This window comes from Mycobacterium sp. WUMAC-067 (assembly GCF_020217485.1).
Classification (GTDB): Bacteria; Actinomycetota; Actinomycetes; order Mycobacteriales; family Mycobacteriaceae; genus Mycobacterium.
In genome coordinates, this window is the sequence record NZ_JAEKMI010000071.1 from 1 (window position 1) to 15,823 (window position 15,823).

At 61.7% G+C, this 15,823-nt stretch carries 14 protein-coding genes and 1 pseudogene; 13 read left to right on the forward strand and 2 right to left on the reverse strand.

What is annotated here, in order from left to right:
- The 7 genes and pseudogenes from JF781_RS25745 to JF781_RS25775 form a co-directional block, all read left to right on the forward strand.
- Positions 1 to 298, forward strand: a pseudogene (locus JF781_RS25745) (hypothetical protein); the annotation flags it as partial.
- A 330-nt stretch (positions 299 to 628) separates the two neighbouring features.
- Positions 629 to 1,219, forward strand: a complete 591-nt coding sequence (locus JF781_RS25750; RefSeq protein WP_007168385.1) for a TetR/AcrR family transcriptional regulator — start codon at positions 629 to 631, stop codon at positions 1,217 to 1,219.
- A gap of 87 nt (positions 1,220 to 1,306) precedes the next feature.
- Positions 1,307 to 2,608, forward strand: a complete 1,302-nt coding sequence (locus JF781_RS25755) for a cytochrome P450 (protein WP_007168386.1) — start codon at positions 1,307 to 1,309, stop codon at positions 2,606 to 2,608.
- Between the two features lie 11 nt (positions 2,609 to 2,619).
- Complete coding sequence (locus JF781_RS25760) at positions 2,620 to 2,811, forward strand: ferredoxin (RefSeq protein ID WP_074021704.1); 192 nt, start codon at positions 2,620 to 2,622, stop codon at positions 2,809 to 2,811.
- 280 nt (positions 2,812 to 3,091) lie between these two features.
- Positions 3,092 to 4,153: an IS630 family transposase gene (locus tag JF781_RS25765; protein ID WP_225330341.1), complete on the forward strand. Its 1,062-nt coding sequence runs from the start codon at positions 3,092 to 3,094 to the stop codon at positions 4,151 to 4,153.
- A 17-nt stretch (positions 4,154 to 4,170) separates the two neighbouring features.
- Positions 4,171 to 5,808 carry an IS1634 family transposase gene (locus tag JF781_RS25770; protein ID WP_225330340.1) on the forward strand — a complete coding sequence of 546 codons (1,638 nt, stop codon included), beginning with the start codon at positions 4,171 to 4,173 and terminating at the stop codon, positions 5,806 to 5,808.
- Positions 5,809 to 5,944: 136 nt separating this feature from the next.
- Entirely contained in the window at positions 5,945 to 6,961 is a 1,017-nt protein-coding gene (locus JF781_RS25775; protein ID WP_033717470.1) for an LLM class flavin-dependent oxidoreductase, read from the forward strand.
- A 192-nt stretch (positions 6,962 to 7,153) separates the two neighbouring features.
- Here JF781_RS25775 and JF781_RS25780 read toward each other — a convergent pair whose 3' ends face one another.
- Positions 7,154 to 8,023 (reverse strand): metal-dependent hydrolase, encoded by an 870-nt coding sequence (locus JF781_RS25780; protein WP_033712834.1) that lies wholly within the window; start codon positions 8,021 to 8,023, stop codon positions 7,154 to 7,156.
- A gap of 76 nt (positions 8,024 to 8,099) precedes the next feature.
- Here JF781_RS25780 and JF781_RS25785 point away from each other — a divergent pair, with 76 nt between their 5' ends.
- Positions 8,100 to 8,804: a TetR/AcrR family transcriptional regulator gene (locus JF781_RS25785; protein WP_057969459.1), complete on the forward strand. Its 705-nt coding sequence runs from the start codon at positions 8,100 to 8,102 to the stop codon at positions 8,802 to 8,804.
- A gap of 26 nt (positions 8,805 to 8,830) precedes the next feature.
- On the opposite strand, the gene JF781_RS25790 is transcribed toward JF781_RS25785, so the two are convergent.
- Positions 8,831 to 9,499, reverse strand: coding sequence for a TetR/AcrR family transcriptional regulator (locus JF781_RS25790; protein WP_023900852.1), 669 nt, complete (start codon positions 9,497 to 9,499; stop codon positions 8,831 to 8,833).
- 134 nt (positions 9,500 to 9,633) lie between these two features.
- On the opposite strand from JF781_RS25790, the gene JF781_RS25795 reads away from it, so the two are divergent.
- The 5 genes from JF781_RS25795 to JF781_RS25815 all read left to right on the forward strand — a co-directional run bounded on the left by JF781_RS25795 (position 9,634) and on the right by JF781_RS25815 (position 15,618).
- Positions 9,634 to 10,470 (forward strand): SDR family oxidoreductase, encoded by an 837-nt coding sequence (locus JF781_RS25795; protein ID WP_007168393.1) that lies wholly within the window; start codon positions 9,634 to 9,636, stop codon positions 10,468 to 10,470.
- 18 nt (positions 10,471 to 10,488) lie between these two features.
- Positions 10,489 to 11,412, forward strand: coding sequence for a hypothetical protein (locus JF781_RS25800; protein WP_007168394.1), 924 nt, complete (start codon positions 10,489 to 10,491; stop codon positions 11,410 to 11,412).
- The gene (locus JF781_RS25805; RefSeq protein WP_007168395.1) at positions 11,409 to 13,055 is read left to right on the forward strand and encodes an NAD(P)/FAD-dependent oxidoreductase; all 1,647 of its coding nucleotides are present in this window, start codon (positions 11,409 to 11,411) and stop codon (positions 13,053 to 13,055) included. Before JF781_RS25800 ends, JF781_RS25805 begins: the two co-directional genes overlap by 4 nt.
- A gap of 74 nt (positions 13,056 to 13,129) precedes the next feature.
- Positions 13,130 to 14,653, forward strand: a complete 1,524-nt coding sequence (locus JF781_RS25810) for an NAD(P)/FAD-dependent oxidoreductase (protein ID WP_007168396.1) — start codon at positions 13,130 to 13,132, stop codon at positions 14,651 to 14,653.
- Positions 14,650 to 15,618, forward strand: a complete 969-nt coding sequence (locus JF781_RS25815) for an alpha/beta hydrolase (protein ID WP_007168397.1) — start codon at positions 14,650 to 14,652, stop codon at positions 15,616 to 15,618. Before JF781_RS25810 ends, JF781_RS25815 begins: the two co-directional genes overlap by 4 nt.
- Positions 15,619 to 15,823 lie beyond the last annotated feature (205 nt).

The following is a 15,823-nucleotide window of genomic DNA, read 5'->3' on the forward strand; positions in this document are numbered from 1 at the left end:
CTGCGGGGAGGGCGACATGTTCTTGTGCGCGATCCGCGACGAGCACTCGCGGCGGGCACTGGGTTGGGCTGTGGATGATCACATGCGCACCGAGTTGGTCACCGTGGCCGTGCAGCGGGGGGTGTTCGCGCGCGGTGGGCGCTGCGCGGGTAATGCTGGGACAACGTCGGCGCCGAGTCGCTGTGGTCGAGTTTCAAACAGGAATGCTACTACCGGCACACCCTACGCGACCAAAGCGGAATTGATTGCAGGAGTTGACAATTGGATGAACTTCTACAATAATCAACCAAGGCATTAAGCGATCGGGACGCGCTCACCTATCGACTACGAGCGGACGCTGAACCCTGTCGCGGAAGCAAGTTATCCGTGTCCATTTTTTCAGGGGAACCCCAGACTTCGATCGCGACGTTGGCATCAGCTCGAAGCGTGGCGGTCGCCAAGCCGATGTCGCGAGTTCCACCGGATGATGACAGTGCCATGGTGAGAAGTAGCGGAACCCGGACAGCCAAACCGGCGAAGTGCATTGTTGTCGGCGTGGTCCTCGATAGCCCCGACGGAACACTTGTGCAAGACGCATATCCTGCTCACCATGCCAACAGAGTCCGTTCGCCTCTCGTTTCGCCGGCATATGCGTGAGCAAGTCTTGAGGGCTGCCCGGACCCTCACTATCGAGAAGGGCTGGGATCGCGTTCGCATGGGTGAAGTCGCAGAGCTTGTCGGCGTGTCCCGCCCGACGCTCTACAAGGAGTTCACCGATAAGCAGGGACTGGGCGACGCGCTGGTTGTGGCCGAAGGCGAACGCTTCTTGAATGGCATTCACGCAGTTTTGGCACAACACGCCGGAGACGTCGGCGGGGGCATCACCGCTGCGGTGTCGTACACACTGAAGGAAGCGGAAGCGAGCCCGCTCTTGAAGGCGGTGCTGACATCGAACCGGCCTACGGACAGGACGGTCGCTGAGTCAACCGGTATGTTGCCGCTCCTGCCGACCTCTGCGTCGCTACTGGAGCTGTCCTCGGCAGCCCTCGTGACCTGGTTCAACGAGCACTTTTCAGGCCTGGACGCCAATGACGTCAATGATGTCGCCGATGCACTGGTAAGGCTGACGGTGAGTCACGTCGTGCTTCCGACCGCCGACGCCGAGACGACCGGGGAGCGCATCTCGCGGATCGCACTTCGCTATTTGGGCGTTCATTCCTCCGCAGGCGAGGCGCGTTAACACTAAGGATTTTATGTTCAAATGTTGACTCTGAAGGAATAATTGTAAACACTTGGAGTGGGGCCGCACGAACCTTAGGAGATTCTCATGATTGCCAGCACGACGTCCGCACTGAAAACGTCGGCGGAGCGGCGTTCAGCACGTCCATATGATTCTGCCGACTTGTCCTCGACTGCATTTTGGGCCGGCACCGCCGCCGACCGGGAGAAGACATACGCCGAACTGCGCAAACGTGCTCCCATCAGCTGGCACCCGCGAGTCGAGCACACCATGATCGACGACGGGAACGACCGGGGCTTTTGGGCTGTGGTTACGCATCCGTTGCTTGTCGAGGCGACCCGGCGACACGACGATTTCCTGTCAGGTCAGGGCATTGTCATGGAGTCGATCCCGCAGGAATTGCTCGACACCGCTCAAGGCTTCATTGCGATGGATCCGCCGCGTCATACCAAGATTCGACGATTGCTGGCATCCGCATTCACGCCGAAGCAGATGCGACTGATCCACCATCAGATCGAGGCCAACGCGAAGCGCGTCGTCGACGACCTGGCTCCACAGGGCAAGGCCGACTTCGTCGACGAATGCGCGGCGTTGCTGCCGATGCACAACATCTTCGACATGATGGGCGTGCCGGACTCGATGCGCCGCGACATCGCGTGGGAATCACGGTATGCCGGTGGGTGGAGCGACCCCGAGGTGATGGGCGACGACCCAGTCATACCTCGCCTTTTCCAAGCGATGGGATTCCTAGGCGACGGCGCCCGCGAAATCATCGCTGCACGTCGCCGGCAGCCCGAAGACGACCTCATGACGAACCTCGTTCAGGCTGAAGTGGACGGTGAAAAACTCACCGAAGATGAGATCGTCTCGTTTTTCATACTTCTCACGATCGCTGGGAACGACACCACGCGCCAAAGCACCAGTCATGCGATGAAAGCCTTGACCGACTTTCCCGATCAACGAGCGTGGCTGATGGAGGATTTCGACGGACGAATCAAAGGAGCGGTCGAAGAGTTCGTCCGGTGGGCCACCCCGATCATGACCTTCCGCCGAACGGCAGCTCGCGACTGCGACCTGGGCGGACAACAGATCACCGAAGGTGACAAGGTCGTACTTTTTTACAGCTCGGCCAACTGGGACACCACAGTGTTCACCAACCCGGAAAAGTTCGATTTGTCACGGGACCCCAACCCGCACGTGAGCTTCGGAGGTGGAGGTATCCACCACTGCTTGGGCAATCAGCTGGCGCGGCAGCAACTCGCCGCGCTCTTCCGGGAATTGCTGCACCGCCTGCCTGATATTGAAGTCTGCGGGCCACCCAGCTATACCGTTAGCACTTTCTTCCACGGGGTGAATCATCTTCCCGTCCGCTTCACCCCGACTACGTGAGGCAGCGTGGCATGAAAATCACAGTCGACCGCGATCGATGCTCGTCAATCGGGATGTGTGAAGGCCTGGCTCCCGACTTCTTCGAGGTCAGTAACGATGGGAAACTCCACATCCTGAATCCTGGGCCACCCGAATGTCACAGGGCACTGATCGAAGATGCCGTGGCGAGTTGCCCCACAGGCGCGCTCGCGTTGCACGATTGACAGACTGGCAGCAGCGAGATCCGGTGCAGCTGTTCGGCACTGGCTTCCGGCCGGTCCACGATGACTGCTCCTCGTCCAACGGGCTCGCCGACATCGCTCAGGAGCACAACACAACGCAATGGAGCCGCAGTAGTGAGTACCTTTGGACCTGACTTCGGACATGGTCTTCGGTTTTCCGGATCGCTAAGCCTGTGACCTGTGGTTTTGTCTGTCGGTATGTGTTGTGTGGGGTACTAGTGTCACGCGTCATTAATTAGTTTACAGTGTGGGATGATGGTGTATGCCGTCATCTGCGCTGGTGATTAGTGACGAGGATCGGGCGACGTTGGAGTCGTGGGTGCGATCCTCGACGATGCCTTCCGGTCATGTTGAGCGGGCCCGGATTGTGTTGGCGGTGGTCGACGGGGCAGGTACTTCGGGGGCGGCCCGGTTGGTCGGGGTATCGCGGCCGACCGTGATCAAGTGGCGGGATCGGTTCGCCGCCAATGGGATCGATGGGCTTGATGACGATCCGCGGCCGGGCCGGCCCAAGACGGTCGATGTCGCCGCGATTCTGGCGGCCACGCTGGAGCCCCCGCCGGAGTCGTTGGCGGTGACGCACTGGTCGAGTCGGCTGCTGGGCAAGTATCTCGGTGTCGGGGATGCCACGGTGGCCCGGGCATGGCGCCGCTACGGAGTCAAGCCGTGGCGCCGGGAGACGTTCAAGTTCTCCACTGATCCCGAGTTGGAGGCCAAGATCCGTGACGTGATCGGGTTGTACCTGCACCCGCCGGCCCACGCGATCGTGTTGTGCGTGGATGAGAAGAGTCAGATTCAGGCGCTCAATCGGACCCAGCCGATCCTGCCGATGCGTCCGGGTCTGCCGGAGAAGGCGACCCATGATTACCAGCGCAACGGCACTGCGACCTTGTTCGCGGCGTTGGAGGTCGCGACCGGCAAGGTCACCGACCGCTGCTACGAGCGGCACGGTAAGGCCGAGTTCCTGGACTTCCTCAAGACCGTCGCCCGCGCCTACCCGCGGCGCAAACTGCATGTGGTGTGCGACAACTACCACACCCACAAACACGCCGACATCAACACCTGGCTGGACAAAAACCCGCGTGTGACACTGCATTTCACACCGACATCGGGATCCTGGCTGAACATGGTCGAGGTGTTCTTCTCGATCATCACCCGCCAAGCCATACGCCGCGGATCATTCGACAGTGTCAAAGAACTCATGGCAACCATCACCGCGTTCATCCAAGGCTGGAACCAACGCTGCCACCCCTTCGTCTGGACCAAGCCCGCAGACGAAATCCTGCCCCACACCCGTAAACAAACTTCAGACGCGAGACACTAGCCGGGTAGGTTTGTCCGGTGGCGTACGTGCGGAAAGTGCGCACGACCTCGGGCGCGGTCGCGGTGCAGGTCGCGCGTAAAGACCAGGGCCAGGTGGTGATCCTGGCGCATCTGGGTTCGGCTCATACTGACGCTGAGCTGGGTCTTCTGCTTGAGCAGGCCAGGGAGATGGTGGTTGACGGCCAGGCGGCACTGGATTTCGAGGTGGCGGCCCGCGCTCAGTTGATGGTCGATGTGCCTGACTTTCGGGAACGCACCTTGCTCGCCGAGCCGGCTGAGCCCGCTGCGCCGGCGGTGGTGGCGCAGCCGGGGCGCACATTGGGCGCACGTTCGCGACTGCTCTATGACGTGCTCGCCCAGGTGTACGACTGGCTGGGTTTCAACGTGGTCGGTGATGCGGTGTTCCGGGATTTGGTGATTGCCCGGATTGTGGAGCCGACTAGCAAGGCCGATTCTGCTCGTGTGCTGGCTGATCTGGGCGTTGAGACGGTGTCGTATCGGACCGTTGCGCGGCACCTCAATCTGGTGGTCTCCGGTGGCTATCGGGATGCGGTGGCCGCGAGATGCTTTGACTACTCCCGTGATTGCGGTGGTCTGTCGCTACTTCTTTACGACGTTACGACCTTGCATTGGGAAGCCGAGAAAGAAGACGCGCTACGCCGTGTTGGGTATAGCAAGGACCGCAAGGTCGACCCTCAAATCGTCGTTGGGCTGCTGGTAGATCGAACGGGATTCCCTTTGGAAATCAGCTGTTTCGAGGGAAACACCGCTGAGACGACCACCATTGTGCCGATCGTTCGTGGCTTCGTCGAACGCCATAACCTGGCCGGCACGCCGATGGTAGTGGCCGCTGATGCCGGGATGCTGTCGGCGGCGAACCTCAAGGCCCTCGATGAGTTGGAGTTGTCATTCATCGTCGGCTCCCGGATGACCAAAGCGCCGGGGGATCTTGAGTCTCATTTCCATTGGAATGGCGACGCTTTCACCGATGGACAGATCATCGACACCGTCACGCCTCGCCACGGAAACGCCAAGGTCAACGACACCGCACATCGGGCTGAACCGGTCTGGGACCCCGAGGCTCAGCCGGGGGCGTGGCGGGCGGTCTGGGCGTATTCAGCCAAGCGGGCCCGGCGCGACCAGAAGACCTTAGCCGCCCAGGAAACCCGCGCACGGGCCATTGTCGAAGGCTCCAGGCAGGCCAAGACCGCACGGTTTGTGAAGGTCCGTGGCGATGACCGAGCCGTTGATGAGGCCAGCCTGGCGCGGGCTCAATCCCTCGTCGGGCTGAAGGGGTATGTGACCAATGTGCCGGTCACGGTGATGCCGGCCGCCGAGGTCATCGCCAAGTACCACGATCTGTGGCGTGTGGAGAAGTCGTTTCGCATGTCTAAGAGCGACCTCGCGGCCAGGCCGATGTTCCACCGTCAACGCCAGGCGATCGAGGCGCACCTGACCATCGTGTTCACCGCCCTGGCCGTCTCGCACGCCATCCAATCGCGCACCGGCCTATCCATCTCCAAGGTCATCAAATCGCTGCAGCTCCTGCGCAGCGCCACCATCAGCATCAACGGCACCACCCAGACCTTCCCACCCGAAATCCCACCCGCAGAGCGTGAAATCCTCGACCATCTCGGCGTCAAACCGGGGTACTAGGCGAAATGTCCGAAGTCAGGAGATCCGGTGCAGCTGTTCGGCACTGGCTTCCGGCCGGTCCACGATGACTGCTCCTCGTCCAACGGGCTCGCCGACATCGCTCAGGAGCACAACACAACGCAATGGAGCCGCAGTAGTGAGTACCTTTGGACTCTCTGTCCTAGCCCCTGACCTTGCCGCGATGAAGGTCACCGCCACCGCGGCCGACCAGGCCGGGTTCGACGCGGTGTGGGCATCGGAGTTCTATACCCGGTCGGGATCCATCTCGATGGCGGCAATGGCCACCTCGACTGACAGGTGTCGCATCGGGTCGTCGATTCTCTACGGCGTCGGACGCAGCCCGCTGGTCTTGGCGACCGAGGCGCGCGATCTCGACGAACTGTCCGGCGGTCGCATCGTGCTCGGCATCGGCAACGGCACCAAACGGATGATGAGCAACTGGCACAGCGTCGCCGATACCAGCGCCCCCGCCCTGCGCGTCGAGGAACTCGTACCCCTTATTCGGCGCATCTGGAACCTGCACGAGGGACCAGTCCGCCACGAAGGCCGCTTCTACCAGATGAATCTCATCCCCAGCGGCCCGGTAGACCCGCCTGCGCGCGATATTCCGATCATCACCGCCGCGGTGCGCCCGCGGATGTGCGAAGCCGCCGGCCGGGTCGCTGACGGGCTGGCCGGGCATCCGCTCTTCACGACCGCCTACGTGGAGGAAGTCGTGCGGCCCGCGGTGGCCAAGGGCGCCGCACGCACCGGGCGCGATCCCGACGACGTCGAGATTGTGTCAATGGTCATGTGCTCCATCCACGACGACCCGGAAATCGCCCGTCGCGAGGTCGCGCAACAGATCGCGTTCTACGCATCAGTCAGAACCTACCAACCGCTGCTCGACTTCTGCGGATTCGCCAAACAGGGTGCCGTTATCCGAGAAGCCTTCGCACGCGGTGACTTTGCGGCCATGTTCGACGCGGTGACGGACGACATGATCGACGTGATGGGCGTCGCTGGCACCGCCAGCGAGGTGCGCGCCGGGCTGCGCCGCTACGAGGGGGTACTCGACCACATCATGCTCTACCCGCCGTCGGTGGGTATCGCACCTGAGCGGGTCGGCCAAAACCTCGGTGAGATGATCAAGCACTGCGCCCCCGGCCAGTAACATCCCGGTTCATGTAGGTGCGCCAGCGTCTGTGTCGACGACAACCCGCGGCGGTGAATGAGTCTCCCGTCTAATTCGAAATGACCGGTTCATCGACGGTGTGCTCCTGCCGGTACCGTAGGGATCGCCTTCGACGACGAGTTCGTAAGCCACCTAGTGCCAGTGCTTCTCTGCTCGCGCTCACCGTTGATGCTAGACGCGGCTCCCGATTCGCTGGGCGCCATCGGAGTCGAAGAGTTCTTTGGCCCAGCGTTCGAGGACTTCGGTGCTGTCCCAGTCGTCGGGGTGGAAGCCGGCGCGGGTGTAGGAACGGAAGCGCTGCACCGCGTCCGGGCTGAACAGTGGGGAACGACGGAAGGCTCGAAGGCTGCGCAGTAAGCGCAGTGGGTTGTAGGCTGCGCGGTCACCCGCCAGAGAGCGAGTGGTCTGGATGACCAACTCGGTGAACAAGATGACTGTGGCAATCCGCATTCCCCAGACCCTGGTGCGTTCGGTTCCACCGACCGTCTCGAAGACGTCGAAAGCGACGGCCTTGTGCTCGGATTCTTCTAAAGCGTGCCAGAGCAGAATCGGCCGGACCTCGGTGTCGCCGATCAGCTCTTGTGCCTCGTCGCTGGTCAGAATGATTTCGGCGAACGTCGCCGTGTAGTGCTCAAGGGCAGCCGTCACGGCCAGGCGCATCTTCGGAGAGAATCGCTTCTCGAGCCGGTCAACCAACTTCTTGATGTGCCGATCGATCCCGTCGGTCGGATAGCCCATCGCTTGGAGCCGCTCGTTAAGCAGCCGATGCTGGTGCCGGTGGGTGGCCTCCTGCGCGATGAATCCCTTGACCGCCTCTTGGAGGTCGGGGTCGCTGACCTGGTCACGGTACTGGCGCACCGATCGGATGAAGAAGTCTTCGCCCTCGGGGAACGTTGCCGACAAGGTAGAGACAAAGTGGCTCATCACCAAGTCGCCGTCGACGAAGTGCTGGCGACTGGTCCCAGCAGGCATTGCGAAACGGACACGGCGAGCCTTTGGCAGCACCCTCTTTGCTGGCCGTGTGGGCGACTCACTGGTCATGTGCTACTCCCATCTCCAAGCGGACCTCAATAATCTGACTTTATACCTAGTCAGATTTAGATGACAAACTGTGTCTATGCGTTCAGTCCGGGTGTATCGCGGAGTGTCTGCAGAGCAGCGCCATCAGCACCGGCGTACACGTCTCATCGACGCCGCTATCGAGCTGATCGGTACCCGAGGCGTGGCCGCCACCACCGTGACTGCCGTCTGCGCCGAGTCACGTGTCACCTCGCGTTACTTCTACCAGCATTTCTCCGACCGCGACGCGCTCTTGCGGGCCGTCTACCAGCAGCTCTATGCCACCTTCCAAGACGTAATAGTCCAAGCGATCCCAGACGCCGGCGCGCCACCCGACGTGTTGGCGTATGCCCCCATCCGCGCACTGGTCAACATGATCGAAGACGATCCTCGGCTGGCCCGCATTTTGTTCGTTGAATCCGCAACGGAGCCACTCCTTCGCGAGTTGCGGAGCCAATTGATGGCCGGTTTCGCCGACCTCGTGCTGCGCGAGGCCAGACTTCACCTGGATATCGCCGACTCTGCGGTGGGCGTCGCGCATCTGGCTTCAACCCTCGGTGTCGGAGGACTCTTCGAGGTTCTGCGCCGCTGGCTGGACGGCGAACTGGACTTCAGTACTGATGAACTCGTCCAACACTGCGCAGGTTTCCTGGGCAGCCTCGGCACCTACGTGCTGCTGCAGAACATAGGCGAGGCGCCGGTTCCTGAATCCGGGGCATCGGCAAACGCTCTATCGGCTCGCGGCCACGCCCGGCGATGCTGAGTGCGTGTCCGGTTTGACGCCCACGATCAGGACGGTAGCGTCCCGGGCACGTCATCGACGCTGAGCGCGTGCACCAGATAACGTTCAGCTAGGGTTTCGGCGAGCCGACTGGTGTGTTCGACGATCTCCTCCTGACTTACGTCGAGCAAGCCGGCATGCCAGGCGGTGATCAGCTCGACGAAGCCCCCAACCGCCACCAAGGTGTCCATGCGGAGCGCGGTTTCATCGGCATCCGGTCTCAGATGGGGCTTGCTCGCCGCGACCACGAGGTGCGTCGCCTCTTGCAGGGCAACAGCGCGCCGGTCTTGCAGCGGTGAGCTGCCCACGTGCTGGGTCAGCAAGATCTTTGCCCTGCCGGGATCTTGTGTGATGCGGTCGACCACCATAGAGATGGTCATGCGAATAGTCTCGAGGGGCGGCTGCCCGACGCGTTCTGCGAGGGTCGCGGAAACCTCACCGAGCATCTCGTTCCGTACCCCGTCCCAGGCGGCAACCAGCAACTCGTCGCGGGTCTTGAAGTCTTCATAGAAGTAGCGGTCGTTCAGGCTGGTCCGGGAGCAAACGCCCCTCATGGTGACTGCGGCCCAACCGCTTTCGCTCCAGATCTCGGTCGCGGCATCGATCAGACGCTGCCGACGTTCCGCGCGGCGTTCCGCGCCGGTACGCCCGCCCCATCGTTTCGCCTTCGTCCGCACATTTCCATCTTGACAAAGCAACGTAGGTCACACCAAACTGACGGCATGTGCCCACAATGGTGGCTGGTGCCACCAGTTGCTTTCGAGGCAGCGACGGAATCAACCGTCAGATCGCAGCAACGGCGGATACTCCGATGAGGCTGCTGCCGTTTGGGAATCCCCCCCGCCGGAGTGACCGTGCCGACGCGGTGATCACCGGTGCAGGCAGCGGCATTGGCCGCGCATTTGCCGTCGAGCTGGCGCGCCGGGGCGGCCGTGTGGTGTGCGCCGACATCGACGGCATTCGCGCCAAGGAGACAGCGGACCTGATCTCCAAGCTGGGCGGTCATGGCATCGGCGTTGTTTGCGACGTCTCAGACGAGCATCAGGTCCGGGATCTTGCCGATTCGGCCGAGAAGTGGTTCGGCGGCGCTCCCGGACTGGTGATCAACAATGCCGGAATTGGCGCTGGAGGCAACGTCGTCGGTGCGACATCCACGAGCGATTGGTCCGCGACGTTGTCGGTCAATCTGTGGGGAGTCATCCACGGCTGCGAAGTCTTTGTCCCGCGGCTCCGGGAACGTGGATTCGGAGGGCTCATCAACGTCGCGTCGGCGGCAAGCTTCGGTGCGGCCCCCCGCATGGCCGCCTACAACGTGAGCAAAGCGGGCGTACTCGCGCTGTCCGAAACCTTGGCAGCCGAGCTCAGCGGAACCGGCGTCACGGTGACCGTCCTATGCCCCACCTTCGTCAAAACAAATATCGTCGACAATCCACGCATCGAGGAATCGGCGGCCACGCTAGCCGCCAACTTGATGAAGTGGACCGGCGTATCACCAGAGTCGGTAGCACGAACCACCCTGGATGCGCACGACCGCGGCCAGCTATACGTCCTGCCGCAACTCGACGCCAAAATCCTCTGGCAGCTCAAGAGAACCATGCCGGGTACCTTCACCCACGCGATGGGACTCATCCAGCGAATAACGCGTTGACACAACCTAGGAGGAGACATGGCTTTCGAATACGGCGATATGCTGCAGACGATTAAAGACCGCCAGTGGGCGCTGGCCGACATCGACTGGGACGCACCGGGTGCCGAGTTGATCACCGACGAACAGCGCCCCAGCCTGAAACAGTTCATGTCAGACGTGGTATGGATCGAGCATGTCGGTGCCCGCGCTTTCGCGGCCATGGCCCCCAAGGCGCCGTTCGACGCGTTGGGTGAGATTTACAGGTATTTCCACGCCGAAGAGCAGCGGCACGCCAACGTGGAGCTCGCTCTCATGCATCGCTGGGGGATGCTCGAGGAGGGCGAGACTCCGGTGCCGAACAAGAACATCCGGCTGGTCATCGAATGGCTGGACCGATACGCCGAAGCACTTCCGTTGACGGTGATCGGTGCTGCCATACCGGCTTTAGAAACCGCTCTGGACGGAGCACTGTTGAAGTTTTTGGTGGACGAGGTGTCAGATCCCGTGTGCGGCGAAGTTTTCGCCAAGGTCAACAGCGACGAGTCTCGCCACCTGGCGGTGGGTTTTCAGGTGCTCAACGACCTGGGCGCCAGCCCAATGAGGATCCATGCGATTCAGACGGTGGGAGCTCTTATCGACCCGAGGGTACTTACCGGTGCGTTGCTTTACATCCCGCTGCTGACCCGGATGCTGATAAACCTGAACGCCTGGGGCCTGTCCGAGGAAAGGCTGTACAACGCAGTCACCCGCTACTCGAACGTCGGCGATCGCAGCGAGCACACCCGCCGTGTTCCCCCCTATCACATCCTCAAGGCCCATATGTCTGCCACGATCAAGCACTCCCAACCGCTGCACTTCATCTCGCAGCGCCTCGGTAGGGTGATCGACCACTTCCCCACGCAAGTGCTCGGCAAGACGCCGTCATGGACTGATGAGCTGACCTATGAACCGGTGGCCAGATGAGCGACACGACCAGTGTTCTGATCATCGGAGCCGGCTTTGCCGGACTTGGCACGGCGATCCAACTACTCAAGCGGGGTATCGACGATTTCGTCATCCTGGAGCGCGCGGGCGAGGTCGGAGGAACCTGGCGTGACAATAGCTATCCCGGTGCCGCCTGCGACATTCCGTCATTGTTGTATTCGTACTCCTTCGAACCAAATCCGGACTGGTCGCGTGCGTACTCGGGAAGCAGCGAGATACTCGCCTACATCAAGGCCATGGTCGACAAGCACGCGCTGGCGCGCTTCATCTGTTTCCACGTCAACGTGACCGGCCTGGCGTTCGACGAAGACAGCGGCACGTGGACCGTCGAAACGGATGGCGGGTCAAGCTACCGGTCGCGCACGGTGGTGATGGCAAGCGGCCCACTGGCCAATGCAAATTTTCCTGACATTCGCGGACTGCACAGCTACGCAGGCCACAAAATCCACAGCGCGCGCTGGGATCACGACTATGACATGAGCGACAAACGTGTTGCGGTAATCGGTACCGGGGCGAGCGCGGTGCAGATTGTTCCGGAATTGGTGAAGACGGCGCGATCAGTCAAAGTGTTTCAACGGACGCCCGGTTGGGTGCTTCCCCGGCCTGATTTTCCGCACCCCAGTGTTGCCAAGGCCGCGTTTGGTCGGCTACCGATTCTGCAGAGCGCCGCTCGCCAGGCATGGTTTTGGGCGCACGAAGTCATGGCCGTCGGCATGGTGTGGAACACCCCGGCCACTACCGCCATCGCCTGGGCGGCCAAGGCGAACCTTCGTCGCCAGGTGAAAGATTCGTGGATGCGGCGACAACTGACGCCCGACTTCCGGCCCGGCTGCAAGCGCATGCTGATGACCAGCGACTACTATCCGGCTCTCCGACAGAACAATTGCAAACTCATCACCTGGCCGATCGCGACCATCTCGCCCATCGGCATTCGCACCGCGGACGGCATCGAACACGAGGTGGATTGCATCGTATTCGCGACCGGCTTCGATGTGTGCAAGGCCGGCACACCGTTTCCCATCACCGGCGTGGACGGTCGAAAGCTTGCGGAGGAATGGTCTAACGGCGCCTACGCCTACAAGAGCGTCAGCGTCTCAGGCTATCCCAACCTCTTTTTCACCTTCGGGCCGAATTCCGGGCCAGGACACAACTCGGCCTTGGTCTACCTGGAAGCGGAGATCCGCTACATCGTCGACGCCATCGGCATAATCATCGAAGGCGGTATTCAGACCTTCGACGTCAAAGAGGACCGGCAGAACAGCTATCACGCCCAACTCCAGCGTCGGCTTGCCGGCACGACGTGGAACTCCGGATGCAAGAGCTGGTACCTCACCGAAGACGGCTATAACGGGACCATGTATCCCGGCTTCACCACCCAATTCGCCCGACAACTAGCGAGGGTCGAGCTCGACGATTACTCGATGAGTTCACAGCCCCCTCCCCGCAAGAAGCCCAGGCGGGCGCGGCCCGAGTTGGCCGCGGAGAGTTCGCACGGCGCAAGCAAAGGAGGACGGCAGCGCAACGACGATCGCGTGTCCGTCGACAAGCGCGAAGGTGTTCGTTTCTCGGCGCAAACCGCTTCACCCGAGGCAGCATCACCGCGGATGGTGGATCGTGCTTGAGCCGCGACTGGCTCCGGCTAGGCAGTCGGCGACAGGTGCCTGGCATCAGCCCCCAGATAAGCCAGAAGGACGGTATGGACCACAGCGATAAGCACCGCTTCGAAATCATCGTGATCGGTGCAGGATTCTCCGGGATCGGAATGGGGATAAAACTCCTGAAAGCCGGCTTTTCGGACTTTCTTATTGTCGATGAGGCAGACGACGTAGGCGGAACGTGGCATTGGAACACCTATCCGGGCATCGCCGTCGACATTCCGTCGTACAGCTACCAATTCTCCTTCGAAAAACGGTCGTCATGGTCGCGGACGTATGCGCACGGCAACGAGTTGAAGGACTACGCAAGACACTGCGCGCACAAGTACGGTCTTAGCCCACGAATCCGCTTCGCCGTCAAGGTGACTGAAGCTTGGTTCGATGAGGACGCGACCCTGTGGCGCTTGCACACGGCCGCAGGACAGGACCTATCCGCGCGCTTCGTGATCAACGCCTCGGGCGTCCTGACACGCCCCAAGCGGCCGGATATCTCCGGTGTCGATGATTTCGGCGGGATCACCATGCATACATCCCGCTGGGACCACAACGAAGACATCGCCGGCAAGAGGGTGGCTGTCATCGGAACGGGCGCGTCGGCAGTGCAGTTGATCCCGGCAATCGCGAAAGACGTCAAGGCGCTGACCGTGTTCCAGCGCACACCGATCTGGTGCCTGCCGAAACTGGACTTCCCGGTGCCGCGGCTGGCAAGAGGGTTCCTCAAATACGCTCCCGGCGGACAACTCGCGGCGCGCGCAGCGAGTCAAACCTTCGTCGAAGTCACGTTCCCTGTCGCCGCTCACTTCCACACCGCCATTCCCTTGGCGTCACTCATCGAGCGTGCCGCGTTGCGGTACATGCGCAGCCAGGTGACCGACCCCGCCGTCCGTCAAAAACTGACCCCCCGTTACGCGCTCGGGTGTAAGCGCCCAAGCTTTCACAACGAGTACCTGGCCACATTCAACCGAGACAACGTCCACCTCGAGACCAGTCCGATAAGCCACTTCGATGCCGCCGCCGTCCACACCGTCGACGGCCGATCGCACGAGATCGACGTCCTCATCCTCGCCACAGGCTTCAAAGTGATGGAACCGGAGAACATGCCGACCTATTCGCTCAGGGGGATCGGTGGACTCGATCAAGCCAAGTGGTGGGACGAGAATCGGCTCCAAGCGTACGAAGGCGTCAGCGTGCCCGGATTCCCCAACCACTTCTCCATCTTCGGACCCTATGGATACAACGGTTCCTCGTACTTCACGCTCATTGAAGCCCAGACCAGGCACATCGTGCGATGCCTTCACCATGCGCGGTCCCGGCACGCCAACTACGTCGAAATAACCCGGCAAGCCAACGACCGCTTCTTCGCCGAAATGCTCAAACGCCGCCACCGCCAAGTCTTTTGGCAACCCAGCTGCGCAACCGCCAATAGTTACTACTTCGACAAACACGGCGACGTACCGCTACGCCCGACGACCACCCTCGAATCTTTCTGGCGTAGTCGCACCTTCGACCTTGGTGACTATTCGTTCGAGCGGCGCACCACTGAAAAGGTACTTAGCTCATCGTGACAACCCTTTACTCGGAACAGCATCCGAGCACGGCAAGTTATCTCATCGCGACGTCGGCCCGCGGGATCCTGCGCCCACTGACGCAAGCACTACCGTCTAACCAGTACGGGCTCGCGGTAATGGACCGGGTGCTTCGGGCGGCGCTCATTGCGTCCCGCCCGCGGCGCGGATTGCGAGTTGAACAGGTCGACACCGTCTTTGCTGGCGATCGGGTGAGAGGCGACTGGATCGTTGCCCCGGACGTCGACCCGGACGGGCCGCCGATTCTCTATATCCACGGCGGCGCCTTTTCCATGTGCTCCCCGCAGACCCATCGTGGTCTGCTAGGCGAACTGTCTGCCGCGTCGCTCAGGCCGGTGTTCGCCGTCCGCTACCGCCTGGCTCCGCGATACCCGTATCCCGCGGCCGCCGACGACGCACTGAGGGCCTACCGGTGGTTGACCGGCTCTGAAGAATCGGCGTCAAACCGCACGGTGGCGATCGCGGGAGATTCGGCGGGCGGCCAACTCGCCGTCGCGACCTCGTTGGGCGCGCTCGCACATCGCTCCCCGCCGCCCGATGGCATGTTACTCATGTCCCCCGTCGTCGATCTGACGTGCCAGCTGGCGATGGCACGTGAAACTCGCCGCCGCGATCCTTTCGCATCGGCCCGGTCCGCAACGCGTGCGCTCAGCCTCTATGTAGGCGATGCCCACCCGACCGACCCCCGCGTCAATGTCCTCGCCGCAGATCTCACCGGCTTGCCGCCGACATTGATCCAGGTCGGTGGAAGGGAGATGCTGCTCGACGACTCCCGTCAACTCGCCGAGCGCATGCGCGCCGCAGGAGCATCCGTGCGGCTTCAGGTGTTTCGCGGCCAGATTCACGTGTTCCAAGCCCTGTTTCGACTCTTGCCCGAGGCGCGTCACGCTTTGCACCTCAGCGGAGCGTTTCTCACAGACAGGGCCGAAGACACGTTTCCTTGACGCACGGGCCGAACGCAGGCAGGCGGCTAGCGCGCAGCAACCGCTTTTGTCACGCCCCACCGCGAAGGACCCGTTTGACAAACAGGGCAATTATGTATAACTATTAACATTGGTGGCCCAACTGTAAACAGCTGGTCGATCCTCCATCCCACGACGACCACAGGCCGGGGAGCGACAATGGTTAACCCGCTACACGCACCCGTCG

Coding starts and splice junctions, on each gene's coding strand:
- JF781_RS25750 (WP_007168385.1), top strand. CDS start 629: ATGCGTGAGCAAGTCTTGAGGGCTGCCCGGACCCTCACTATCGAGAAG.
- JF781_RS25755 (WP_007168386.1), top strand. CDS start 1,307: ATGATTGCCAGCACGACGTCCGCACTGAAAACGTCGGCGGAGCGGCGT.
- JF781_RS25760 (WP_074021704.1), top strand. CDS start 2,620: ATGAAAATCACAGTCGACCGCGATCGATGCTCGTCAATCGGGATGTGT.
- JF781_RS25765 (WP_225330341.1), top strand. CDS start 3,092: ATGCCGTCATCTGCGCTGGTGATTAGTGACGAGGATCGGGCGACGTTG.
- JF781_RS25780 (WP_033712834.1), bottom strand. CDS start 8,023: ATGACCAGTGAGTCGCCCACACGGCCAGCAAAGAGGGTGCTGCCAAAG.
- JF781_RS25785 (WP_057969459.1), top strand. CDS start 8,100: ATGCGTTCAGTCCGGGTGTATCGCGGAGTGTCTGCAGAGCAGCGCCAT.
- JF781_RS25795 (WP_007168393.1), top strand. CDS start 9,634: ATGAGGCTGCTGCCGTTTGGGAATCCCCCCCGCCGGAGTGACCGTGCC.
- JF781_RS25800 (WP_007168394.1), top strand. CDS start 10,489: ATGGCTTTCGAATACGGCGATATGCTGCAGACGATTAAAGACCGCCAG.
- JF781_RS25805 (WP_007168395.1), top strand. CDS start 11,409: ATGAGCGACACGACCAGTGTTCTGATCATCGGAGCCGGCTTTGCCGGA.
- JF781_RS25810 (WP_007168396.1), top strand. CDS start 13,130: ATGGACCACAGCGATAAGCACCGCTTCGAAATCATCGTGATCGGTGCA.